20 protein-coding genes are annotated in these 22562 nt (G+C 61.9%); 11 read left to right on the top strand and 9 right to left on the bottom strand.

Features of this window, described 5'->3' with window-relative positions:
* Nucleotides 1-92 precede the first annotated feature (92 nt).
* From MC269_RS01220 to yjbE, 3 genes are all read right to left on the bottom strand, one after another.
* Nucleotides 93-2426, bottom strand: a complete 2334-nt coding sequence (locus tag MC269_RS01220) for a Tex family protein (RefSeq protein WP_239953493.1) — start codon at nucleotides 2424-2426, stop codon at nucleotides 93-95.
* Between the two features lie 100 nt (nucleotides 2427-2526).
* Nucleotides 2527-3003 (bottom strand): transcription elongation factor GreB, encoded by a 477-nt coding sequence (greB, locus tag MC269_RS01225; RefSeq protein WP_239953495.1) that lies wholly within the window; start codon nucleotides 3001-3003, stop codon nucleotides 2527-2529.
* A gap of 154 nt (nucleotides 3004-3157) precedes the next feature.
* Nucleotides 3158-3397 (bottom strand): exopolysaccharide production protein YjbE, encoded by a 240-nt coding sequence (gene yjbE / locus MC269_RS01230; RefSeq protein ID WP_239953497.1) that lies wholly within the window; start codon nucleotides 3395-3397, stop codon nucleotides 3158-3160.
* 531 nt (nucleotides 3398-3928) lie between these two features.
* Between yjbE and ompR the strand changes: the two genes are divergently transcribed.
* Nucleotides 3929-4648: a two-component system response regulator OmpR gene (gene ompR / locus MC269_RS01235; protein ID WP_001157751.1), complete on the top strand. Its 720-nt coding sequence runs from the start codon at nucleotides 3929-3931 to the stop codon at nucleotides 4646-4648.
* Nucleotides 4645-6003: a two-component system sensor histidine kinase EnvZ gene (envZ, locus tag MC269_RS01240; protein ID WP_081136557.1), complete on the top strand. Its 1359-nt coding sequence runs from the start codon at nucleotides 4645-4647 to the stop codon at nucleotides 6001-6003. Before ompR ends, envZ begins: the two co-directional genes overlap by 4 nt.
* Nucleotides 6004-6034: 31 nt before the next feature.
* Here envZ and pckA read toward each other — a convergent pair whose 3' ends face one another.
* The 5 genes from pckA to MC269_RS01265 all read right to left on the bottom strand — a co-directional run bounded on the left by pckA (nucleotide 6035) and on the right by MC269_RS01265 (nucleotide 12133).
* A complete protein-coding gene (gene pckA / locus MC269_RS01245) occupies nucleotides 6035-7654 on the bottom strand; it encodes a phosphoenolpyruvate carboxykinase (ATP) (RefSeq protein WP_239953499.1) in 1620 nt (539 codons plus the stop codon).
* Nucleotides 7655-7936: 282 nt separating this feature from the next.
* The gene (gene hslO / locus MC269_RS01250; RefSeq protein ID WP_081136561.1) at nucleotides 7937-8809 is read right to left on the bottom strand and encodes an Hsp33 family molecular chaperone HslO; all 873 of its coding nucleotides are present in this window, start codon (nucleotides 8807-8809) and stop codon (nucleotides 7937-7939) included.
* 19 nt (nucleotides 8810-8828) lie between these two features.
* Nucleotides 8829-9236 carry a ribosome-associated heat shock protein Hsp15 gene (gene hslR / locus MC269_RS01255; RefSeq protein WP_081136563.1) on the bottom strand — a complete coding sequence of 136 codons (408 nt, stop codon included), beginning with the start codon at nucleotides 9234-9236 and terminating at the stop codon, nucleotides 8829-8831.
* Between the two features lie 12 nt (nucleotides 9237-9248).
* Nucleotides 9249-9911, bottom strand: a complete 663-nt coding sequence (gene yrfG, locus MC269_RS01260) for a GMP/IMP nucleotidase (protein WP_081136565.1) — start codon at nucleotides 9909-9911, stop codon at nucleotides 9249-9251.
* A gap of 86 nt (nucleotides 9912-9997) precedes the next feature.
* Nucleotides 9998-12133, bottom strand: coding sequence for an intracellular growth attenuator family protein (locus MC269_RS01265; protein ID WP_239953500.1), 2136 nt, complete (start codon nucleotides 12131-12133; stop codon nucleotides 9998-10000).
* Nucleotides 12134-12526: 393 nt separating this feature from the next.
* On the opposite strand from MC269_RS01265, the gene nudE reads away from it, so the two are divergent.
* Complete coding sequence (gene nudE, locus MC269_RS01270; RefSeq protein WP_239953502.1) at nucleotides 12527-13093, top strand: ADP compounds hydrolase NudE; 567 nt, start codon at nucleotides 12527-12529, stop codon at nucleotides 13091-13093.
* Nucleotides 13094-13331: 238 nt separating this feature from the next.
* On the opposite strand, the gene mrcA is transcribed toward nudE, so the two are convergent.
* Nucleotides 13332-15881: a peptidoglycan glycosyltransferase/peptidoglycan DD-transpeptidase MrcA gene (gene mrcA, locus MC269_RS01275; protein ID WP_239953504.1), complete on the bottom strand. Its 2550-nt coding sequence runs from the start codon at nucleotides 15879-15881 to the stop codon at nucleotides 13332-13334.
* A 117-nt stretch (nucleotides 15882-15998) separates the two neighbouring features.
* Here mrcA and pilM point away from each other — a divergent pair, with 117 nt between their 5' ends.
* The 8 genes from pilM (at nucleotide 15999) to MC269_RS01315 (ending at nucleotide 22549) form a co-directional block, all read left to right on the top strand.
* Nucleotides 15999-16817, top strand: a complete 819-nt coding sequence (gene pilM / locus MC269_RS01280) for a pilus assembly protein PilM (RefSeq protein ID WP_239953507.1) — start codon at nucleotides 15999-16001, stop codon at nucleotides 16815-16817.
* Complete coding sequence (locus MC269_RS01285; protein ID WP_239953509.1) at nucleotides 16814-17356, top strand: PilN domain-containing protein; 543 nt, start codon at nucleotides 16814-16816, stop codon at nucleotides 17354-17356. The genes pilM and MC269_RS01285 overlap by 4 nt, the downstream gene beginning before the upstream one ends.
* On the top strand, nucleotides 17349-17837 hold the full coding sequence (locus MC269_RS01290) for a hypothetical protein (protein WP_239953511.1): 489 nt from the start codon (nucleotides 17349-17351) through the stop codon (nucleotides 17835-17837). The genes MC269_RS01285 and MC269_RS01290 overlap by 8 nt, the downstream gene beginning before the upstream one ends.
* Nucleotides 17827-18231, top strand: coding sequence for a HofP DNA utilization family protein (locus MC269_RS01295; protein ID WP_239953513.1), 405 nt, complete (start codon nucleotides 17827-17829; stop codon nucleotides 18229-18231). The genes MC269_RS01290 and MC269_RS01295 overlap by 11 nt, the downstream gene beginning before the upstream one ends.
* Entirely contained in the window at nucleotides 18161-19420 is a 1260-nt protein-coding gene (hofQ, locus tag MC269_RS01300) for a DNA uptake porin HofQ (RefSeq protein ID WP_239955048.1), read from the top strand. The genes MC269_RS01295 and hofQ overlap by 71 nt, the downstream gene beginning before the upstream one ends.
* Nucleotides 19421-19781: 361 nt before the next feature.
* Complete coding sequence (aroK, locus tag MC269_RS01305) at nucleotides 19782-20303, top strand: shikimate kinase AroK (protein WP_033792589.1); 522 nt, start codon at nucleotides 19782-19784, stop codon at nucleotides 20301-20303.
* Between the two features lie 38 nt (nucleotides 20304-20341).
* Nucleotides 20342-21430, top strand: a complete 1089-nt coding sequence (aroB, locus tag MC269_RS01310) for a 3-dehydroquinate synthase (RefSeq protein WP_239953515.1) — start codon at nucleotides 20342-20344, stop codon at nucleotides 21428-21430.
* 72 nt (nucleotides 21431-21502) lie between these two features.
* A complete protein-coding gene (locus MC269_RS01315) occupies nucleotides 21503-22549 on the top strand; it encodes an SPOR domain-containing protein (protein ID WP_239953516.1) in 1047 nt (348 codons plus the stop codon).
* The last annotated feature ends 13 nt before the right edge of the window (nucleotides 22550-22562 follow it).

Raw genomic sequence — 22562 nt, forward strand, 5'->3', positions numbered from 1 at the left:
TTTCAGCGTAGCGTTAAGAAGGGGATTTTCAACTTTGCAGCGGAGGTTGCGCGCGCCCGGCGCGGAATCAGCCGGGCGCGCGTGGTGCTAAGTCAGCGTTTTTTGCCGAACGCCGCCGCCAGCGCATCGCCCATCGCGCTGTTGCCGGCGGGCTGGCTGTTCTGGCGCGGACGCGGCTTCGCGCCGCCAGCTGGACGGGCGTTATCGCGCGGCGCGCTGCGGCCGTTGCCGCTGCTGCGCGCGCTGCTGTCGCCTGGCTGCTCATCCAGCCGCATGGTCAGTGCGATGCGCTTGCGCGGCAGATCGACCTCCATCACTTTGACCTTCACGATATCGCCCGCTTTCACCACCTGATGCGGATCTTCGACGAACTTGTCCGACAGCGAAGAGATATGCACCAGACCGTCCTGATGCACGCCGATATCGACAAAGGCGCCGAAGTTGGTGACGTTGGTCACCGCGCCTTCCAGCACCATGCCCGGCAGCAGATCGTTCAGGGTTTCGACGCCTTCGGCGAACTGCGCGGTCTTGAACTCAGGGCGCGGATCGCGGCCCGGCTTTTCCAGCTCTTTAATAATGTCGGTCACGGTCGGCAGGCCGAAGCGCTCGTCGGTAAAATCCACCGCTTTCACGCTGCGCAGGCTGGAGGGATTGCCCATCAGCTCGTTCAGCGCCTGCTCGGTGGCCGCCAGAATGCGCTCCACCACCGGATAGGCTTCCGGGTGTACCGTTGAGGCGTCGAGCGGGTTATCGCCGTGGTTGATGCGCAGGAAGCCGGCGCACTGCTCAAAGGCTTTCGGGCCGAGGCGGCTCACCTTCAGCAGCTGCTGACGGTTCTGGAAGCGGCCATTCTCATCGCGCCAGCTGACGATATTCTGCGCCATCATGCGCGTCAGACCCGCGACGCGGGTCAGCAGCGGCACAGAGGCGGTATTGAGATCGACGCCGACCGCGTTCACGCAGTCTTCCACCACCGCGTCCAGCTTCTTCGCCAGCTGGCTCTGACTGACGTCGTGCTGATACTGGCCGACGCCGATCGATTTCGGATCGATCTTCACCAGCTCCGCCAGCGGATCCTGCAGGCGTCGCGCAATAGAGACGGCGCCGCGCAGCGAAACGTCGAGATTGGGGAACTCCAGCGCCGCCAGCTCTGAGGCGGAGTAGACCGAGGCGCCCGCTTCGCTGACGATCACTTTCTGCGCGGTCACGTGCGGATACTGTTTCTGCACCTCAAGGAAGAAGCGCTCTGTCTCGCGCGAGGCGGTGCCGTTGCCAATCGCCACCAGTTCGACCTGATGTTTCGCGCAGAGCGCGGCGACCGCGGTGGCGGCTTTCGCCGCCTGGCCGGTGTGCGGATAGATAGTGTCGGTGGCGACCAGCTTGCCGGTGGCGTCCACCACCGCAACCTTTACGCCGGTGCGCAGGCCGGGATCGAGGCCCATGGTGGCGCGCATGCCCGCCGGGGCCGCCATCAGCAGATCGTGCAGGTTACGGGCGAAGACGTTGATTGCTTCATCTTCGGCGCGCTCGCGCACCGTGCCCATCAGCTCTGTCTCCAGATGCAGCATCACTTTAATGCGCCAGGTCCAGCTCACCACCGCCTTGCGCCAGCCGTCGGCCGGCGCGCCGTTAAGGCGCAGATCGAGGTGCTCGGCGATCAGCGTTTCGCCGTGGCTTTCGCGCGGCGGCTCGTCGAACTGCGGATCGGCGTTCAGCGAAAGCTGCAGAATGCCTTCGTTGCGGCCGCGCAGCATCGCCAGCGCGCGGTGCGACGGCACGCTGTGCAGCGCCTCGTGATGATCGAAGTAGTCGCGGAATTTGGCCCCTTCCTGCTCTTTGCCTTCCACCACGCGCGACACCAGATGCGCGTTTTTCCACAGGTAGTCGCGCACCTTCGCCAGCAGCGCGGCGTCTTCGGCGAAGCGCTCCATCAGGATATAGCGCGCGCCGTCCAGCGCGGCGCGCACGTCGGCGACGCCTTTGTCAGCGTCGACATACTGCGCGGCCAGCTGCTCGGGATCCTGCGACGGATCCTGCCACAGCGTCTCGGCCAGCGGTTGCAGACCCGCTTCGATGGCGATCTGACCGCGGGTGCGGCGCTTGAGTTTATAGGGCAGGTAGAGGTCTTCGAGTTCGGTTTTGTTCAGCGTGGCGTTAATCGCCCCGGCGAGTTCATCGGTGAGTTTGCCCTGATCGGCAATGGATTTCAGAATCGACTGGCGGCGCTCTTCCAGTTCGCGCAGGTAGCCGAGACGCGTCTCCAGCTGGCGCAGTTGGGTATCGTCCAGACCGCCGGTCACCTCTTTACGATAGCGTGCGATAAACGGCACGGTGTTCCCTTCGTCCAGCAGACGCACGGCGGCTTCAACTTGCTCCGCTCGCGCCTGCAGCTCACTGGCAATAATGTGGCTGAGATCTTTCATCATCGATTCTGTCTTGCTTACAGGGTTAAAAAACAGGGGACAGTTATACGGACTGAAAAGTGAAATTGCCAGCGATGCGGCTGGCTTTCAGCGATATTCTGAATCAGGCGTCTGGATAGGATATGGCGTTGACGTACCAGAGCGCCGGACCCGCCGGCGTCTCAACCGTCGCCGCGTCGCCCACCTCTTTTTTCAGCAGCGCGCGCGCCATTGGCGAGTCGATAGAGATGTAATCTTTGCGGCCGAAAATCTCGTCGTAGCCAACAATGCGGAAGCGTTTTATTTCGCCGTCGTCATTCTCGACTTCGACCCAGGCGCCGAAAAAGACCTTGCCGTCCTGCTGCGGCGAATAGTCGACGATGCGCAGCGACTCGAGACTTTTGGTCAGATAACGCACGCGGCGATCGATTTCGCGCAGCCGTTTTTTGTTGTACTGGTAGTCGGCGTTTTCGCTGCGGTCGCCGAGGCTGGCGGCCCAGGTCACCTTCTTCGTGACTTCGGGACGTTCTTCGCGCCAGAGATAGTCGAGTTCGGCCTTCAGCTTATCGAAGCCTTCGCGAGTGATCAGTCGGGTTTTCATGCGTAGCGACTCAGAAAGAAACAGGCAGGCAGTGTAAAGCAAAGCGGGCGCGGCAAAAAAGAGTCGGGGAACAGGTTTTCAACGGTGAAAACCCCTTGTTGCGTTCCCCGGTGGCGAAACGGGCAGGGTCAAAAAAGTCAGAAAGCAAAAAGTGTTATTTTCCCGCCACGGTTGAGGTGGTGGTGGAAGAAGAGGTGCCTTTATCGCCGCCGCCAGCGGTGGCCAGCGCCACGCCGAGCAGCGCCGCCACGGCGCCGACGCCGATAGCGTTAGAGTTACCCTGTGCGGTAGTAGAAGCCTGCGCGCCGGCAGCTTCGCCCGTCGCGGTCGCCGCCCAGGCTGAGTTCAGACTAAGGGTGGCCAGCGCACCCAGCACTAACAACGTTTTTTTCATAATTGCTATCCCTGTAGTGAAGCGAGTGCAAGCAGTGTGGTGCAATTCACAAAGGGCGGAAAGGTAGCTTTACTGATTGATTTAGCGTGCTTTATTTTTGAATGGCCTGAACGATGCGCAAAGTGGCGCTAATCCGAGAGAAGCGTGCGGCGCGGCGCGCAGAAGCTGATATTTTATGCTGTTACGCGGCTGAGGCGCTTTCTGCTACCAGACGGCAGGCGCGTGCTGAATGGCGCTAAACTCAAATTGCGCGTTAACTGGTTGATCTGCAAGTTTGATTAATAAGCGGCTGGGTTTTACTGCCGGCGATAGCGAGAAAAAGCGGCTGACTTTCAGATTTGCCGTAAGCAAGGTAACGCGCCCTTAAGCATGTGATTTTACACTTAACGCAGCGAGAAAATTAAAGATAAGCTCCTGTTTAATATGCTTTGTAACAATTTCGGCTAGAATATAAACCATTAATGACTGTCACAGACAGACAACTTTTTTTAACAATATCGGCTCAGGCAATGGCGCCTTTGGGAGTAGAAAATGCAAGAGAATTACAAAATTCTGGTCGTTGATGATGATATGCGTTTGCGTGCGCTGCTGGAACGCTATCTCACCGAGCAGGGCTTTCAGGTGCGCAGCGTCGCCAACGCCGAGCAGATGGATCGTCTGCTGACCCGTGAATCCTTTCATCTGATGGTGCTGGATCTGATGCTGCCGGGCGAAGATGGCCTGTCGATTTGCCGCCGTCTGCGCAGCCAGAGCAACCCGATGCCGATCATTATGGTGACGGCGAAAGGCGAAGAGGTGGATCGCATCGTCGGGCTGGAAATCGGCGCCGACGACTATATTCCCAAGCCTTTTAACCCGCGCGAACTGCTGGCGCGTATCCGTGCGGTGCTGCGCCGTCAGGCCAATGAGCTGCCGGGCGCGCCTTCGCAGGAAGAGGCGGTCATCGCCTTCGGCAAATTTAAGCTGAACCTCGGCACGCGCGAAATGTTCCGCGAAGATGAGCCGATGCCGCTCACCAGCGGCGAATTCGCGGTGCTGAAAGCGCTGGTTAGCCACCCGCGCGAGCCGCTGTCGCGCGACAAGCTGATGAACCTGGCGCGCGGACGCGAATACAGCGCGATGGAGCGCTCTATCGACGTGCAGATCTCGCGCCTGCGCCGCATGGTGGAAGAAGATCCGGCGCACCCGCGCTATATCCAGACGGTCTGGGGCTTAGGCTACGTGTTCGTTCCGGACGGTTCTAAAGCATGAGGCGACTGCGCTTCTCGCCTCGCAGTTCGTTCGCCCGCACCCTGTTATTGATCGTGACCCTGCTGTTCGTCAGCCTGGTCACGACCTATCTGGTGGTGCTCAACTTCGCCATTCTTCCCAGCCTGCAGCAGTTCAACAAGGTGCTGGCGTATGAAGTGCGCATGTTGATGACCGACCGGCTGCAGCTGGAGGACGGCACGCAGCTGGAAGTGCCGCCAGCGTTCCGCCGCGAGATCTACCGCGAACTCGGCATTTCGCTCTATACCAATGCGGCGGCTGAAGAGAGCGGGTTGCGCTGGGCGCAGCACTATGAATTCCTTAGCGAGCAGATGGGCCAGCAGCTTGGCGGGCCGACCGACGTGCGCGTCGAGGTCAATAAAAACTCGCCGGTGGTGTGGCTGAAAACCTGGCTATCGCCCGACATCTGGGTGCGCGTGCCGCTGACGGAGATCCATCAGGGCGACTTCTCGCCGCTGTTCCGCTACACGCTGGCGATTATGCTGCTGGCCATAGGCGGCGCGTGGCTGTTTATCCGTATTCAGAACCGGCCGCTGGTCGATCTCGAACACGCGGCGCTGCAGGTCGGCAAAGGCATTATTCCGCCGCCGCTGCGCGAGTATGGTGCGTCGGAGGTGCGTTCGGTGACGCGCGCCTTTAACCAGATGGCCTCAGGCGTCAAGCAGCTGGCGGATGACCGCACGCTGCTGATGGCGGGCGTCAGCCACGACCTGCGCACGCCGCTGACGCGCATTCGCCTCGCCACCGAGATGATGAGCGAAGAGGATGGCTATCTTGCCGAATCGATTAATAAAGATATCGAAGAGTGCAACGCCATCATCGAACAGTTCATCGACTATCTGCGCACCGGCCAGGAGATCCAGACCGAACGCGCCGACCTCAACAGCGTGCTGGGCGAAGTGGTGGCGGCGGAAAGCGGCTACGAGCGGGAGATTGAGAACGCGGTGATGCCGGAAGAGCTGATGCTGAATATCAACCCGCTGTCGATCAAGCGCGCGGTGGCGAACCTGGTGGTGAACGCGGCGCGCTACGGCAACGGCTGGATCAAGGTGAGCAGCGGCCGCGAACTGCATCGCGCCTGGTTTCAGGTCGAGGATGACGGTCCAGGCATTAAGCCCGAGCAGCTGGCGCATCTGCTGCAGCCCTTTGTGCGCGGCGACAGCGCGCGCAGCACCAGCGGCACCGGGTTGGGGCTGGCGATTGTGCAGCGCATTATCGATGCGCATCAGGGATCGCTGGAGATTGGCGAGAGCGAGCGCGGCGGGCTGCGCATTCGCGCCTGGCTGCCGCTGACGGAGCAGAGCGCGCCGGGCAGCATCAGCGCGGCGCAGAGCTAAAACAGGCGCGGCGAGAGCCGCGCCCGACGGGTTACAGCACCGGGCCCGCTTTGACCAGCGCGGCGCCCGCCGCGTTATCGGTGTACTTCTCAAAGTTGGTGATAAAGCGCTGCGCCAGATCGCGCGCCGCTTCCTGCCACTTCTCACTGCTTTCCCAGCTGCTGCGCGGATCGAGCGTGGCGGCGTCAAGCTGCCCCAGCGCGGTCGGCACCTGCAGGTTGAACACCGGCAGCGTCTCGGTTTCCGCATCGTCCAGCTCACCGGCCAGAATCGCGTTGATGATGGCGCGCGTATCCTTCAGGGAGATGCGTTTGCCGCTGCCGTTCCAGCCGGTATTGACCAGATACGCCTGCGCGCCCGCCGCCTGCATGCGCTTCACCAGCACCTCGGCATACTGCGTCGGATGCAGCGTCAGGAACGCCGCGCCGAAACAGGCGGAGAAGGTCGGCGTCGGCGCGGTGACGCCGCGCTCGGTGCCGGCCAGCTTGGCGGTAAAACCGGACAGGAAGTGATACTGCGTCTGCTCAGGCGTCAGGCGCGACACCGGCGGCAGCACGCCAAAGGCGTCGGCGGTCAGGAAGATCACTTTCTTCGCGTGGCCCGCTTTTGACACCGGACGCACGATATTGTCGATGTGATCGATCGGATAGGAGACGCGGGTGTTTTCCGTCTTGCTGTCGTCGTCGTAGTCGACGCTGCCGTCTTCGCGCACCACCACGTTCTCCAGCAGCGCGTTGCGGCGGATGGCGCGGTAGATCTCCGGCTCGGCCTGCTCGGAGAGTTTAATGGTCTTGGCGTAGCAGCCGCCTTCGAAGTTAAACACGCCGTCGTCGTCCCAGCCGTGTTCGTCGTCGCCGATCAGCTGGCGCTCAGGATCGGTGGAGAGGGTGGTTTTGCCGGTGCCGGAAAGACCAAAGAACACCGCGACGTCACCCGCTTTGCCGACGTTGGCCGAGCAGTGCATCGAGGCGATGCCGCGCAGCGGCAGCAGGTAGTTCAACACCGCGAACAGCCCTTTCTTCATCTCGCCGCCGTACCAGGTGCCGCCGATCAGCTGCATGTTTTCGGTCAGGTTGAACGCCACGAAGTTCTCAGAGTGCAGCCCCTGCGCCTGCCAGTCGGGGTTGGTGCATTTCGCCCCGTTCAGCACCGTGAAGTCAGGTTTAAACGCCGCCAGTTCGCTTTCACTCGGCTGAATAAACATGTTTTTGACGAAGTGCGCCTGCCAGGCGACCTCGGTGACGAAGCGCACGCTGAGGCGTGAATCGGCGTTGGCGCCGCAGAAGGCGTCCACCACGAACAGGCGCTTGCCGGAGAGCTGGCGCGTCACGCAGGCTTTGAGCTGCTGCCAGACTTCCGGCGACAGCGGCTGGTTGTCGTTTTTGCCTGTTCCCCGATCGTTCCACCACAGCGTGTCGCGGGTGGTGTCATCGCGGACGATATATTTATCCTTTGGCGAGCGGCCGGTAAAAATGCCGGTATCGACCGCGACGGCGCCGCTTTGCGTGAGAGTGCCGCGCGCATAACCTTCCAGCTCAGGACGAAGTTCTTCGGCAAACAGCGTATCGAAATCGGGATTGTGAACCACTTCGGTGGTGTCCTCGATGCCCAAAGCGGCAAGATCTTGCGAGGTCAGGCCGGTAACGCGCATTGACTGCTCCTTAAATCGTTTTGGTACTGCACAGGCGAATAGTTATAGGTGTCGTACAACAGGCGCCGCACGCGGCTGGGCGGATGCACGATCGCGCGCAGTGTACTCTTCTCAGCCTGTGGGAAAAGCGTTGTCCGTCAGAAATGCGAACCAGGGCGCGTTAAGGAGCGAAAAGAGCCGCTTTTGAAACTAAAGTTCGCGAAAACGGGTTATTTTACTTTGTAAATTAAGGGGATATCGCGGCAGGGGAAAAGGGCGGCGACGCCGCCCAAGGATGATAAATCAGTGAATGCTGTCGCTGCTTTCGCCTTCCGCGCCGCCTTTGCGGATCGCTGCAATATCGACCGCGTCGTAGACGTAGTGAGTGCCGCAGTAGTCGCAGTGCATATCGACCTGACCATCCTCTTCGATGATCTCGTCAACCTCATGCTGCGGCAGGGTTTTCAGCACTTCACCACAGCGCTCGCGCGAGCAGGTGCACTTAAAGCTTACCGGCTGCGGATCGAAAACCGTCGCCTCTTCCTGATGATAGAGGCGCCACAGCACGTCGGTGGCCGGCAGATCGATCAGCTCTTCACTCTTCACGGTTTCGGTCAGCGTCGCCAGATGGTTGAAGTCTTCGGTCTGGGTGTCCTGCGCCGGCAGCACCTGCAGCAGGATGCCCGCCGCGCCTTTTTCATTGGTGCGAATAAACAGGCGCGTCGGCAGCTGCTCAGAGCGCATAAAGTAATCTTCCAGGCAGGCAGCCAGGGTTTCGCCTTCCAGGCCGACCACGCCCTGATAGCGCTCGCCTTTCTCCGGCGAAATGGTGATCGCCAGATAGCCGGTGCCGACCATGCTTTTCAGCGTGGCGTCCGCCGGAATATCGCCCTTCACGCGCGCCACGCCGCGCAGCTCCTGACGGTTATTGCCGTTAATCACCGCCAGCGTCAGCGGCCCATCGCCCTGCAGCTGTACCGTGATGTCGCCGTCGAACTTCAGGGTGGCGGTCAGCAGGCTGGTCGCCACCAGCAGCTCGCCCAGCAGCGTCTGCACCGGTGCCGGATAGTCGTGGTTTTTGATAATTTCCTGCCAGGTGTGGCTGACGTTCGCCAGCTCGCCGCGCACGGCCACATTTTCAAACAGGTAACGATGCAGTTGATCTTGTACAGACATAAAGTTTCTCTCGTTGGGGCTAACCCTGGTCGTCGCCCGTTAATTTAAATTTCAGCAGATCGCGGCGCTCTTTTTTATCGGGGCGGCGATCGGGATGCGGCATGGTCAGCGCATTCATCTTGCGCGCCAGCGCCACTTTTTCCCGCTTCTCAATGCTGGCGGCGGTTTCGCTGTAGAGCTGCTGCGCCACCTCCGCCGGACCGCGCTTGTCGCTCAGCGCGGTAACAATCACGGTGCGCTCGTCGTTGCCCTGGCGCAGCGTCAGCTCCGCCTCCAGCTCCACCAGCTTGCTCGGCTTGCTGCGCTGGCCGTTGTAGTGCACTTTGCCGCCTTCAATCATGTCGCGCGCCAGCGAGCGCGTTTTGTAGAAGCGCGCCGCCCAGAGCCATTTGTCGAGGCGCACGCCTTCGCTGCTTTTCTCTTTCATTGCTGCTCCCGTTTACGCCAGCGCGCGGCACAGGGTGCGAAAATCGCGGACCGCCGCGTGACGCTGGAAGACCTGATCGGGACGCCCGGAGTCGGGATTGCTGACGCCTAAACAGCAGCCGATGCCCCAGCTTTTCGCGGCGTCGAGAATGGTCTCGTTGTCATCAATAAACAGCGTTCGGGGACGATCAAGTCCGGTATGCTGCTCCACCGCCTGCCATAAGCGCGGGTCCTCTTTCGGATACCCAAAGGTATGGGTGGAAAGTAATAAATCAAGGTGCGGCGCAAGGCCGGTCTGCGCCAGTTTGACATCCAGATTGTACGGATGGGCGTTGGTCAGCAGGATGGTGCGTTTTCCCGCCTGACGCAGCGCCTGCAAAAACGGCACGGTATCGTCGCGCATCGCCGCCAGGCTACGTTTCGCAAAGGTCATGGCGCGGATATCCAGCCCCAGCTCTGCTGCCCAGTAGTCCAGACAATACCAGTTTAGCGTATGCGCCACCGCCTGGTACTTTCCGGCGATCAGCGACTCCGCTTCCGCCAGTGTAATACCGCGCGTTTCGCTCAGCGTTAGCGGCACATGCTCCAGCCAGAAATGGCGGTCGAACGCCAGATCCAGTAGCGTGCCGTCCATATCCAGCAGCACGGTATCGATTTGCGACCAGTTCAGCGTCATCAGGCAGGTTCTCCGGTGAAAAGCGGGCGACAGGGTAGCACAAAACAGGCGGGAAGAGGGGAGGGTGAGAGGCGGCGACGGCCGCGTCAGAACATCGAGCGCACGCTCTGCATGGTGCCGAGATTATGATTAAAGCATTTGTCGTAATAGTGCTGAATATTCGCCATGCGCTGACGGTTGCGGTGAATGCGGCGCAGCGCCAGCAGGCCGTTGATCAGCGCGCAGGCGAGCAATACCGTCAGCAGCAGGGCAGTGCCGAGATAGCGCCACATCGCCATCGCATCCGGTTCGTTGTGCAGCGCGATATGACGCGTGCCGTTGGCGTCGACTGACAGGCCGGTGATGATGCCGCTGGCGCTGAACGGCGTGTGCAGCAGCATGCCGGAGAGGCGCTGTAGCTCGCGCCATTGCGACGGCGCGTCGAGATCGAACAGCGATACCGTCGGCTGCGGCTGATTCACCAGCTGGCGACCCTCGTCGCTGACGATCAGGAAGCCGCCCGGCGGCGGGCTGTTAAGGTTTTCGGCGGCGCGGCGCGTCTCGCGGAAAAAGAAGCTGGAGGTGGCGGTATTGACCAGGTTTTCCAGCGCTTCCGCGCTGACCGGGCGCAGCAGCACGTTCATGCCGTTGAGTTGGCCGGAATCGGCGCGGCGCACCAGCGTATCCCAGTCTTTGGCGTTGCCGAGATTGACCAGCGCGTTCTTCAGCCGCACGCAATCCTGCTGCTGGCTGCAGAGGTCCTGAGTTTTCAGCACCAGGTCGGCAAAGTCGTCCAGCAGGATCATGCCCGATTTCTGGATCGCCGAGGCGAGCTGCGGGTTGAGCTTGGGATCGGTGTTGGTTTCCGGATGCAGCTGGCGCGTGGTGGCGTCCAGCAGCGCCGCGGCTTTGTCGATAATGTCGGACTGCGGCTGAGGCAGCGGCGAGGCGTTGTTCCAGTAGACCGCCGAGCAGTCGAACGGCATATAGGCGTAGCTGCGGTTGCTCTGATAGTTATCGGGCACGGAACACATGCCGGTGCCGTTGACCTTTAAAATATCGCCGACGTGCAGCGTCTGCGCCGCCAGCTTGTCCACGTTGTCGACGGCCAGGCTTTCGGTGCCTTTTATCCAGGCCAGGCTGAGTTTGATCGGCATGCTGAGCGGGATCCAGCTCACCAGCAGCGCCATCACCAGCAGCGAGCCGCAGGCCAGCACCACGTTTTTGCGCCAGCGCTGGATAGGAAAGTTGCGCACTTCATCCTGAAGCGACAGAAAGCGGCCCTGACGCACCACCTGACGGTTCAGGTAGATCTCGACGTCGGTGGTCTGGCCGAGATCGTGCGCCACATAGGGCAGCCAGTGCGGCGGATAGGCAAGGTCGATAATGCCCAGCGTGATATTGCTCTGCTCCTGGTTCGACTCGCCGAACAGGCCCCAGCGCTTGGGCGCGCCGCGCAGGCAGTGGATATCGCGCATGCGCTTTTGCGCAGGAATGTGAAACAGTGACCAGACGCTGGCGCCGATCATGGCGCAGCCCAGCAGCACCAGCCAGCCCATCAGGCTGGTTGGCACCAGCAGGCTGACGAAAAACAGCAAAAAGGCGAAGGTGATGGTGACCGCCTCGCGCGTGCCGTCCGGCCGCGTCAGCTGATACTCCTCCAGCGTCTCTTTGCGCACCTGCAGCAGCTCGACGTTTTCGCTCTCTTCCTTACGGATCGAGGCGTTGGTCGAGCCGGGACGCACCAGCGCCGGCAGCGCCGGCTGGTCCGTACCATAGTTGATCAGCGAGTGGCCGTTGAGCGAGATCACCAGCGGCACGGTCTGGGTGCGGATCAGTTCGACGTAGTTTTCATCGGTGATGTACTGCTCCCAGTGCGGCGGCAGATGCACTTCAACTTCGTCGAGATAGTAGCGCCACTTGTGCGGATCGTCCGTTGAGAGGCCGTAGCGGGTAATGGCGCGCGTCACGGGATAGACGTTATTGCTCTGGGCGGTGAGCGTCAGGTTGTCGAACGCGGGGTGCTTTTCGCCAGGCGTGACGGGACGCGACTGTCTGGCAATCGAGGCGACATATTTCTCTACCGCGCGACGTTCGTCATCGGTGAGTTTACGGCAGGGCGGACTGATAAATGGCAGCGGTTTCGCCAACGGCGGACGATGCCGCATAGCGTACCAAAAGCCGACGCCTGCCAGAGCTGAGCAGACCAGCACTATTATCAATACAATGAGGATTGTGCTCATGCTTTGCTCAATTCAGCCAAAATCCTGCCTTCACGTTAGCCCGATGCTCCCAGATAGAACTGTTATTTAAGACAATTTTGGCGGGAATAAACAACTCTGACAAGTTAAATGCCGGAGGAAATAACGCGCAAAATCATTAAATTAGAAGTTAATGCAGCATGCCTTGTCCGAATGTTAACCGTTAGAAACTGAATTAAACATCGGTCTTTTCTGAATTTTACTCTTCGACGTTGACTTATGGCGAAAACGTTAACTGCTATAACAATTCGTTGATATCGTGCGGCGTCGCCTTCTGCCAGACTACGGGTCTAAACTCGCTGTCGCACATTCGCCTGTGGTCAGGTAAGCTGATTTTTTCCCGGTAGAGCACGGCGTTGAAAGTCTGAGGCTGATATGAAGAACCCGTTAAAAAAACCTGACATCCTCAATGTGGAAACGGTAGCGCGTTCGCGTCTGTTCACCGTTGAATCGGTCGATCTCGCTTTTAGCAACGGCGCGCGCCGCGTTTATGAGCGGATGAAACCGTCGGAGCGCGAGGCGGTGATGATCGTGCCGATTATCGACGACCAGGTGGTGCTGATTCAGGAGTATGCGGTGGGGCTGGAGACCTATGAGCTGGGCTTTCCGAAAGGGCTGATCGATCCCGGCGAGAATGTCTTCGAGGCGGCGAACCGCGAGCTGAAAGAGGAAGTCGGCTTTGGTGCCGAGAAGCTGGAGTTTCTCAGCAAGCTCACCATGGCGCCCTCTTACTTCTCCAGCAAGATGAATATCGTGGTGGCGGAAGGGCTTTACCCGGAGCGGCTGGAAGGCGACGAGCCAGAGCCGCTGATCGAGCATCGCTGGCCGCTGGATAACCTGTTGGCACTGCTGCAGGAGCCGGACTTCCGCGAGGCGCGCAACGTCAGCGCGCTATTCCTGGTGCGCGAATGGCTGGTGCAGCAGGGGCGGCTGAGTTACTAACGGGTACGACATTGCCTGAAACTGGCAGGGCTTTGACTTTTACAGACAGCTCTAAAGCTCGCAAGCGGGTGAGATGGACCGAAGAGCAAAGCGTCCCGCGACAGGGATGTCGCGGGCCGAGCTGGCAGGGATGCCGCTTTTTGCGTCTTTGCGATCGGGCCATCTCACCCGCGTTGGCACATTCCAAAATAAAAAGGCCGACAGCGATGTCGGCCTTTTTTGCTACTCACGGCAGGGCTTAAAACAGTTCGTGGCTCTCGCCGTTATCCATAATGGTGGTGCCGACGTCATGCACGGAATATTCCGTCGGCTGCGTGCCGTTGATGAAATACTCCTGACGCGTATTGCCGCCGCCGTTGGCCAGCTTGCCGGTGCTGCGATCGATAGTCACCGTTACCACGCCGTCCGGCGGCGTCAGCGGCTGCTCCGGCACGCCGTCCAGCGCACTCTTCATGTAGTCGTCCCAGGCTGGCTGAGCGCTTTTCGCGCCACCTTCGTAGCCGGAAATCTGATTAGGGATCGCCCCCGACAGCGTGCTGCGGCCCAGATCGCGCCGCGCATCGTCAAAGCCGATCCACACCGAGGTCACCACGCCAGGACCGTAACCCGAGAACCAGGCGTCTTTGGAACTGTTGGTGGTGCCGGTTTTGCCGCCGATATCGTTGCGTTTCAGATCGCGCGACGCGCGCCAGCCGGTGCCCATCCAGCCCGGTTCGCCGAAGATATTGGAATTCAGCGCGCTCTTGATCAGGAATGACAGCGGCGTGTTGATCACGTGCGGCGCATACTGCTGACCGTCCGGCTGCGGCTGGGCCGGAACCTGCTCCAGCGCCGGCTGCGGCGCGGGCTGATTCTGGTTCTGATCGGAAGTGGCGACGTTCTCTACGCTCTCCTCGTTCAGCGCCAGCGCTTTGCGGGTCTCGCCGTAGATCACCGGCAGATTGCACTGCGGGCAGGCGATGCGCGGTTTCGCTTCGAAAATCGTGCCGCCTTGCTCGTTCTCAATCTTGCTGATGAAGTAAGGGTCAACCAGGAAGCCGCCGTTCGCCATCACCGAGTAGCCGCGCGCCACCTGCAGCGGGGTAAATGAGGCCGCGCCAAGCGCCAGCGATTCGGTATGCACGATATTCTGCGCCGGGAAGCCGAAGCGCTGCAGGTACTCCGCCGCGTAGTCGACGCCCATCGCGCGCATGGCGCGCACCATCACCACGTTTTTCGACTGACCTAACCCCTGACGCAGACGAATCGGACCGTCGTAGGTTGGCGGCGAGTTTTTCGGCCGCCAGTCGGCGCCCGCGCCCGCATCCCAGCGTGAAATCGGCACGTCGTTGAGAATCGAGGCGAGCGTCAGGCCGCGATCCATCGCCGCAGTGTAGAGGAACGGCTTGATGTTGGAGCCGACCTGGCGCAGCGCCTGGGTGGCGCGGTTGAACATGCTCTGGTTAAAGTCGAATCCGCCCACCAGCGCGCGCACCGCGCCGGTTTGCGGATCGAGCGACACCAGCGCGGAGTTGACGTCCGGCACCTGCGCCAGCCACCAGTCGTTATCGACTTTGCGCACCCAAATCTGCTGGCCGGTCTGGATAACCTGCGTCACGCTGCGCGGCGTCGGGCCCTGAACGGTATCTGACTTAAAGGCGCGCGCCCAGCGCACGCCGGCAAGGCCCAGCGAGACGCTGGTGCCGTCTTTTAGCATCGCGGTCGCTTCGTTACTGCTCGCCTGCGTCACGACAGCAGGCAGCAGCGGCCCATAAGCGGGCAGCGGTTTCAGCGCCTTCAGGATCTGCTCCTGACTCCAGGCGGGTTCGCCCACCTTCCACAGCACGCTGGTCGGGCCGCGGTAGCCGTGGCGCATATCGTAGGCCAGCACGTTGTTGCGCACCGCATCCTGCGCCGCCTGCTGCAGACGACGCGTCACGGTGGTGTAGACCTTGTAACCGTCGTTGTAGGCGCCGTCGCCGTAGCGCTTCACCATCTCCTGACGCACCATCTCGCTGAGATAGGGAGAGGAGAAGGCGATTTCCGGGCCGTGATAGACCGCCACCAGCGGCGTGCTGCGCGCCTCGTCATACTGCTGCTGGGTGATGTAATGCTGATCCAGCATACGCGCCAGCACCACGTTGCGACGCGCCAGCGCGCGGCTGTGGGAATAGAGCGGGTTGAAGGTCGACGGCGCTTTCGGCAGGCCGGCGATCATCGCCATTTCGCTCAGGGAAAGCTGGTCGACCGGTTTGCCGAAGTAGACCTGCGCCGCGGCGCCGACGCCATAGGCGCGGTAGCCGAGATAAATTTTGTTCAGATAGAGTTCGAGGATCTCATCTTTATTCAGCAGCTGCTCAATGCGAATGGCGAGAAACGCTTCCTTGATTTTACGCATCAGGGTGCGTTCCGGGCTCAGGAAGAAGTTACGCGCCAGCTGCTGCGTGATGGTGCTCGCGCCCTGCGAGGCGTGGCCAGACATCAACGCGATGCTCGCCGCACGGAAAATGCCTACCGGATCCACGCCGTGGTGCTCATAGAAACGGCTGTCTTCCGTGGCGATAAAAGCTTTGAGCATCACGGGCGGCATCTGCTGCAACGTTAATGGGATACGGCGTTTCTCGCCATACTGGGCGATCAGCTCGCCATCCGCGCTGTACACCTGCATGGGTGTTTGCAGGCGCACATCTTTCAGCGTGTTAACGTCAGGCAACTGCGGCTCTATGTATTTGTACAAACCATAAATCGAGCCAGCTCCCAGCAAGACGCAACACACTGCAAGGATTAATAAATACTTTACGAACTTCACCTGGAATTTCCCATCTGTTGTCGTTTGGGCAGTTTATAAACAACCGCGCGGTAGTATAAAGGCAAGCCAGACGCTTTGATATGTCCTTTTGCCCCTGTAGATAAGGAGATCGCGCGCATGGCTTTTCAGACATGGCAAGTCGGACTGGATATTCAGAATACGCAGCTCTGCGCTCTCGCCGTACAGCGCCGACGCGGCGGCTGGCAACTCTGCCGCTGGTGGCAGCAAGGGCTGCCGCAAGATACGTTAAGAAACGGCCTGCTGCAATCTTCGCCTGAACTGCAGGCGGCGCTGCGCGACCTGCAGCGGCAGCTGCCACAGCGCTATTCGCTGCGCGTCGCGCTGCCTGCGCAGCTGGTGCTGCAGCGGCCGCTGGCGCTGCCCGCTCAGCGTCTGCAGGAGCCGGCGCTGGGGCGTTACGTGACGGCGGCGGCGCAGCGTCTCTTTCCCGTCGAACCTGACGCGCTGGCGCTCGACTATCGCGCCAGCGAAGCGGATCGCCAGCTCTATGTGACGGCCGCGCGGCGCGAGGCGATTGCGCAGTGGCTGGCACCGCTGCAACAGAGCGCGCTGCGGCCTGCGGTTTTTGAACTCGCCACTCACGCGCTGGCGCAGACCGCGCTGGCCGCCGGGCTGGCTGAGGACGCCGCGCTGCTGCTCTATCAGGATGCGCAGTGGCTCTGGTATAGCCGCGCCAGCGAAAGCCTGGTTGGCAGCGCGGTGGCGGACAGCGCGGCGGAGACGCTGCCACCGCGCTATTTCCCTCAGGCGCGCGCGCTGTACGGCTGCGCGCCATCCTCTGTCGCTCTGCCTGACGCCTTCACGCCTTTTTCGCCGTTGCAGCTGTTTGCTTACCGGCAGCCGCCGCTGCCGCAGCAGGAGGCGGCGTTTTGCATCGCCGCCGGCCTGGCGCTGCGTCCGGAGGATTGCCCATGATCGCGGTGAATTTGCTGCCGTGGCGACAGGCCCGCCTGCGGCGTCAGCGGCGCGTCAGCCTGAGCATTGGCGCCGCCGCGCTGCTGCTGCTGGCGCTGACGGCGGCCTGGCAGCTGTGGCGCCTCGATTGCGCCAGCCAGCGGCTGCAGGCCGCGCAGCGTGAGGCGCGCGCCGCGCTGGCGGAAAGCGGCGACCGGCTCGCCCAGCGCCGCGCCTTGCAGCAGCAGCTGGCCGCGCAACAGGCGCAGTGGCGCCGCGTCCGGCGTCACGCCGACCAGCTGCTGCGCTGGCATCAGTTCTGGCAGGCCCTGCCAGCGCTGCTGCCCGACCCGCTGTGGCTCGATCGCGTAGAGAAACAGCCAGAGCGGCTCAGCATCGAGGGGCGCGCGCAGAGTATGCAGGCGATAGGCGAGCTGCGTCGGCGGCTGGGCGGCCTGCCGCTGTTCGCGGCGATAAAGCAGGGCAGCGTCGAGCGTCAGCCGGACGGGCTCTATCGCTTCACGCTGCGCGCCTACCCTGGCGAGGTCGACGATGAATAGCGCGCTGGAACGCTGGCTGCACCTGCCGCTGCGCGCCCGGCTTGCGGTCGCGACGGCGTGCCTGGCGGCGGCGATGCTGGGAATATGGCTGCTGCTGCTTCGGCCTCAGCAGCGGGCGCAGCAGGCGCTGCGCGCCGATCTCACAGCGCTCGAACAGCGGTCTCGGCAGCAGCAGGCGCAGCTCAGGGCGCTGCCTGCGGAAAGCCTGTTGCGGTCGCAGCTCGACGAGACGGCGCGTCAGCTCGCCACGCGCGCCGCGCCGCTTGAGACGCTTCTGGCGGCGCGCGGCAGCCAGCTGACGGCGTGGCAGCCGGAGTCTGCGCCGCGCGCCTTAACCCTGCTGCTGGCGTGGCCGCAGTTTCAGCCGCTGTTTGCCGAGCTGGCGCGCACCGCGACGCCTTTCCCCGCGCGCTTTCTGCTGGAGGCGCAGCAGGGAAACGTGCAGGCCAGACTCTGGCTGGAGAGCGACGATGCGCGCTAGATGGCTGTGTGTCGCGCTGGCGACGTTCAGCCTGAGCGCCGCGCCGCGCGATCCCTTTCAGCCGCTGGCCAGCCCGGTGTGCCCGCCGCCGGACACGCTGACCCACTGGCGGCTGCAGGGCGTGCTGGGACGCGGAGCCAGCCTGCGCGCCTGGCTGGTTGCGCCGCAGGGCGCCAGGGTGACGGTGGCGTCGGCAATACCTCTGCCGCTGGTGGGCTGGCAGCTGGGCGCTATCACGCCGCGCAGCCTGACGCTCACAACAGGCCGCGGCTGTGCGCCGCAGCGCATCACATTTTCACTGAAGGGAGGCGCCTGTGTTCAGGATGATACTTCTGCTGGTGGCGTGCGTCCTGCTCGCGCCGGTGCAGGCCAGCAGCCAGCGGCTCAGCCTTAATTTCGACGACGCGCCGGTTGAGCGTATTTTGCAGGCGCTGGCGGATTATCAGCGCGTGAATCTGTTAATCGCGCCGGGCGTAGAGGGCCAGCTTTCGCTGCGGCTCGACGACGTGCCCTGGCGGCAGGCACTGTCGCTGGTGACGCGGCTGGCCGGGCTCACCGTGGTGGAGGAGGAGAATGTGCTGCTGGTCTATCCCGACAGCTGGCGCCAGCATCAGCGAGAAGAGGCGCAGGCCGAGCAGGCCATTGCGGTCGAGCAGCAGCCGCTGGCGCTGCGCGCCGTGACGCTACGCTACGCCAGCGCGGAGGAGGTCTATCGCAGCCTGCAGAGCGAGCGGCCGTCGCTGATGACGCCGCGCGGCAGCGTGACGCTGGACGCGCGCGCCAATGCGCTGCTGCTGCGCGATACGGCGGCGGCGCTCAAGGAGACGGAGCGCTGGCTGCAGGCGCTTGACGTACCGCTCGAGCAGGTGGAGCTGGCGGCGCATATCGTCACCATCAGCGAGGAGACGCTGCGCGAACTCGGCGTCAGCTGGAGCCTGCCCGCTGGCACTGAGGCGGTCAGCGAGGCGCTGCACCATCCCCGGCTGGCGATCCCGCTGGCGGCAGGCTCGCCGGGCATCGCCGCGGGCGTCACCCTGGCGCGCATCGGCGGCCAGCTGCTCGACCTGGAGCTGAGCGCGCTGGAGCAGGAGAATCAGGTGGAGATTATCGCCAGCCCGCGCCTGCTGACCTCGCATCAGCAGAAGGCGACCATCAAGCAGGGCAGCGAAATTCCCTATGAGGTCTCGGCGGGCAACAGCGGCGCCACCACCATCGAATTCAAAGAGGCGGTGCTGGGCATGGAGGTCACGCCCAACGTGCTGGGCAACGGGCGTATTCTGCTGCGCATCCGGCTCAGCCAGAATGTGCCGGGCCGCGCCATCCAGAACGGCGACAGCAGCATACTCTCTATCGACAAGCAGGAAATTGAAACCCAGGTCACGCTAAAAGATGGCGAAACCCTGGCGCTGGGCGGTATTTTTCAACAGCAGCGCAGCCAGGGCGAAAGTCGGGTGCCGCTGCTGGGCGATATTCCGCTGTTAGGCGCGCTGTTTCGCCATCAGACCACGGAAAATAAAAAGCGCGAGCTGGTTATCTTCATTACGCCGCGATTGGTCAGGGAAGCAGCGCTTACGGCCGGATAAACCGGAAAATGCGCCCTCCAGTGCCAACTGCGTTGACGCAGGGCAGGAATTAGCTTACAAGGTTTAGCGATTTTTAGAACGCTGTAACCGTCCCGACGGCGCGTATCCGTCAGGGTCAGAAGTTTCCTCTGAAGGCGGCGCGTAAAAAGCGCAGCGCTAATGCGTATCGTTTCGCGCACCGCACACCGGCCCCGCAAGGGGAATGCCGGCGAGCGATTTATTCGGTTGCCAAACGGCCTTGAGTGTTGAGATAATTTTTCGTCTGACTCTTGCTAACGCTCATGAGGTCTCAGTTCCTGTCCCGCCAGCGAAATCGCTGAACGCGGGGTATCATCAACGAATTCTTAGTAATACCGACAAAATGGCAGAGAAACGCAATATCTTTCTGGTTGGGCCGATGGGTGCCGGCAAAAGCACTATTGGTCGTCAGTTAGCTCAGCAACTCAATATGGAATTTTTCGATTCCGATCAGGAAATTGAGCGACGTACCGGAGCGGATGTGGGCTGGGTATTTGACGTCGAGGGCGAAGCTGGATTTCGTGACCGCGAAGAAAAAATTATCAACGAGCTGACCGAGAAGCAGGGCATTGTCCTGGCGACCGGCGGCGGTTCCGTCAAATCTCGGGAAACACGCAATCGTCTCTCCGCCCGTGGTGTCGTGGTGTATCTTGAAACCACCATCGAGAAACAGCTGGCACGCACGCAACGCGATAAAAAGCGTCCGCTGCTGCAGGTTGATTCCCCGCCGCGCGAAGTGCTTGAAGCGCTGGCGGACGAGCGCAACCCGCTCTATGAAGAGATCGCGGATGTCACCATTCGTACTGACGATCAAAGTGCGAAAGTGGTGGCCAACCAGATTATCCACATGTTGGAAAAAAACTGATCTAATGCCGAAAGGCTCAGTAACAGGTATCGAGCATCATGGAGAAGATCACCGTCTCACTGGGAAAGCGTAGCTATCCCATCACCATTGCCGCCGGACTGTTCAAGGATCCGGCTTCTTTTTGGCCGCTAAAAGCGGGTGATAACGCGATGCTGGTCACCAACCAGACGCTGGAGCCGCTCTATCTTGACGCGCTTTCGGCGCGGCTGACGGCTGCGGGCGTCAAAGTGGATCAGGTGATTTTACCCGACGGCGAGCAGTACAAAACGCTGGCCGTGATGGATGAGGTCTTTACCGCGTTACTGCAGAAGCCGCACGGTCGCGACACCACGCTTATTGCGCTGGGTGGCGGCGTGATCGGCGATCTTACCGGTTTTGCGGCCGCCAGCTATCAGCGCGGCGTGCGCTTTATTCAGGTGCCCACCACGCTGCTGTCGCAGGTTGATTCGTCGGTCGGCGGCAAAACGGCCGTTAACCATCCGTTAGGCAAAAACATGATCGGCGCCTTCTACCAGCCCGCATCGGTGGTAATCGATACCGACTGTCTGCGCACGCTGCCGCCGCGCGAACTTGCGTCGGGCCTGGCGGAAGTGATCAAATACGGCATCATTCTGGACGGCGACTTCTTTTGCTGGCTGGAGCAGAACCTGGACGCGCTGCTGGCGCTGGATGAACAGGCGATTGCCTGGTGCATTCGTCGCTGCTGCGAGCTGAAGGCAGAGGTCGTGGCGGCGGACGAGCATGAGCACGGCCAGCGCGCGCTGCTGAATTTGGGTCACACCTTCGGCCACGCCATCGAAGCGCACATGGGCTACGGCAACTGGCTGCACGGCGAAGCCGTCGCGGCGGGCATGGTGATGGCGGCGCGCACCGCGCAACGTCTCGGCCAGTTCAGCGAGGCGGACACCCAGCGCATTATCGCGCTGCTGCAGCGCGCCGGTCTGCCGGTGCACGGTCCGCAAAGCATGCAGGCGGAAGATTACCTGCCGCATATGCTGCGCGACAAAAAGGTGCTGGCGGGCGAGCTGCGGCTGGTGCTGCCGCTGGCGCTGGGCCGCTCTGAAGTGCGCGGCGGCGTGGCGCATGATATGGTGCTGGCTGCGATTAACGACTGTCAGAAACCCTGAACATAAGCAGTTAAGTGGTGACGCGGCGCGCGGGGTGCGCATGGCCGAATGCCGCTTTACGGAGGAGGCAAAATGGATGAGTTTAAACCCGAAGACGAGTTAAAACCTGACGCCAGCGACCGCCGTCCCTCGCGCCCGCGTAAGACGTCTTCCGCGCCTAAGGTTAAGGTGCCGGTTTCGCGCCAGCATATGATGATGGGCATCGGCATTCTGGTGCTGTTGCTGCTGGTGCTCGGCATTGGTTCGGCGCTGAAAGGCCCGGATGAGAGCAAACCGGCCGCAGGCAAGAGCGCCAGTAACGCACCGGCTTCCACCGGCGGCAACGGCGGCGAGAAGAGCATCGATCTTTCCGGCTCGACCGCCATGAGCGGCGGCCAGAGTGCGCCAGCAGAAGGGGCGACAACAGGCAGCGCGCCGGCTGACAACAGCGCGCCGCGCGACGTCTCTATGCCGCCGGTCTCCTCTACGCCGACGCAGGCTGCGCCGGTAGAGACGCCTGCTAACCAGCAGCGCGTCACGCTGCCTGGCGACCTCAACAGCGCACTGAGCAATCAGCAGCAGCAGGTCGACAGCGCCGCGCAGGGCGGCAGCTCGCTGCCAACCGCGCCAGCGACCATTAGCGGCAGCGCCGGCAGCAGCAACAGCATTAGCGCGCCTGCAGCGACGCGTCCGACCACGCCGCGCACCGCTGCGCCGTCGCATACGTCGCGCGAGCCTGCGCACAAATCCGCGACCGCCAGCCGACCTGCAGCCAGCGAAAGCCGCACCCATACCACGCCGGCGCGTCCTGCGATCAACGGCGCGACAGGCGGCAGCGCAACGGCGGCCAGCAACAGCGCAGCAGCAGGCAAGTCGGTGCCGGGCGGTAACTACACGCTGCAGCTGAGCGGTGCGTCACGCGCGGAGAGCCTGAACGCCTGGGCGAAAAAACAGAATCTTAGCGGCTACCACGTTTATAAAACCACTCGCAACGGCCAGCCATGGTACGTGCTGGTGAGCGGTTCTTACGCGACCTCGGCAGACGCCCGACGCGCCGTCGCTTCGCTGCCCGCTGAAGTGCGCGCGCAAAACCCCTGGGTGAAGCCTGTAAGCCAGGTGAAGAAAGAAGCCAGCCAGTAAACCATGTGGGGCC

The organism is Pantoea sp. Z09 (assembly GCF_022394795.1).
GTDB classification, from domain to species: Bacteria; Pseudomonadota; Gammaproteobacteria; order Enterobacterales; family Enterobacteriaceae; genus Pantoea; species Pantoea latae.

What these genes read in the sequence shown, in the direction of transcription:
- MC269_RS01220 (WP_239953493.1), bottom strand. Translation starts at nt 2,426, where the DNA reads ATGATGAAAGATCTCAGCCACATTATTGCCAGTGAGCTGCAGGCGCGA.
- greB (WP_239953495.1), bottom strand. Translation starts at nt 3,003, where the DNA reads ATGAAAACCCGACTGATCACTCGCGAAGGCTTCGATAAGCTGAAGGCC.
- yjbE (WP_239953497.1), bottom strand. Translation starts at nt 3,397, where the DNA reads ATGAAAAAAACGTTGTTAGTGCTGGGTGCGCTGGCCACCCTTAGTCTG.
- ompR (WP_001157751.1), top strand. Translation starts at nt 3,929, where the DNA reads ATGCAAGAGAATTACAAAATTCTGGTCGTTGATGATGATATGCGTTTG.
- envZ (WP_081136557.1), top strand. Translation starts at nt 4,645, where the DNA reads ATGAGGCGACTGCGCTTCTCGCCTCGCAGTTCGTTCGCCCGCACCCTG.
- pckA (WP_239953499.1), bottom strand. Translation starts at nt 7,654, where the DNA reads ATGCGCGTTACCGGCCTGACCTCGCAAGATCTTGCCGCTTTGGGCATC.
- hslO (WP_081136561.1), bottom strand. Translation starts at nt 8,809, where the DNA reads ATGTCTGTACAAGATCAACTGCATCGTTACCTGTTTGAAAATGTGGCC.
- hslR (WP_081136563.1), bottom strand. Translation starts at nt 9,236, where the DNA reads ATGAAAGAGAAAAGCAGCGAAGGCGTGCGCCTCGACAAATGGCTCTGG.
- yrfG (WP_081136565.1), bottom strand. Translation starts at nt 9,911, where the DNA reads ATGACGCTGAACTGGTCGCAAATCGATACCGTGCTGCTGGATATGGAC.
- MC269_RS01265 (WP_239953500.1), bottom strand. Translation starts at nt 12,133, where the DNA reads ATGAGCACAATCCTCATTGTATTGATAATAGTGCTGGTCTGCTCAGCT.
- nudE (WP_239953502.1), top strand. Translation starts at nt 12,527, where the DNA reads ATGAAGAACCCGTTAAAAAAACCTGACATCCTCAATGTGGAAACGGTA.
- pilM (WP_239953507.1), top strand. Translation starts at nt 15,999, where the DNA reads ATGGCTTTTCAGACATGGCAAGTCGGACTGGATATTCAGAATACGCAG.
- MC269_RS01285 (WP_239953509.1), top strand. Translation starts at nt 16,814, where the DNA reads ATGATCGCGGTGAATTTGCTGCCGTGGCGACAGGCCCGCCTGCGGCGT.
- MC269_RS01290 (WP_239953511.1), top strand. Translation starts at nt 17,349, where the DNA reads ATGAATAGCGCGCTGGAACGCTGGCTGCACCTGCCGCTGCGCGCCCGG.
- MC269_RS01295 (WP_239953513.1), top strand. Translation starts at nt 17,827, where the DNA reads ATGCGCGCTAGATGGCTGTGTGTCGCGCTGGCGACGTTCAGCCTGAGC.
- hofQ (WP_239955048.1), top strand. Translation starts at nt 18,161, where the DNA reads ATGATACTTCTGCTGGTGGCGTGCGTCCTGCTCGCGCCGGTGCAGGCC.
- aroK (WP_033792589.1), top strand. Translation starts at nt 19,782, where the DNA reads ATGGCAGAGAAACGCAATATCTTTCTGGTTGGGCCGATGGGTGCCGGC.
- aroB (WP_239953515.1), top strand. Translation starts at nt 20,342, where the DNA reads ATGGAGAAGATCACCGTCTCACTGGGAAAGCGTAGCTATCCCATCACC.
- MC269_RS01315 (WP_239953516.1), top strand. Translation starts at nt 21,503, where the DNA reads ATGGATGAGTTTAAACCCGAAGACGAGTTAAAACCTGACGCCAGCGAC.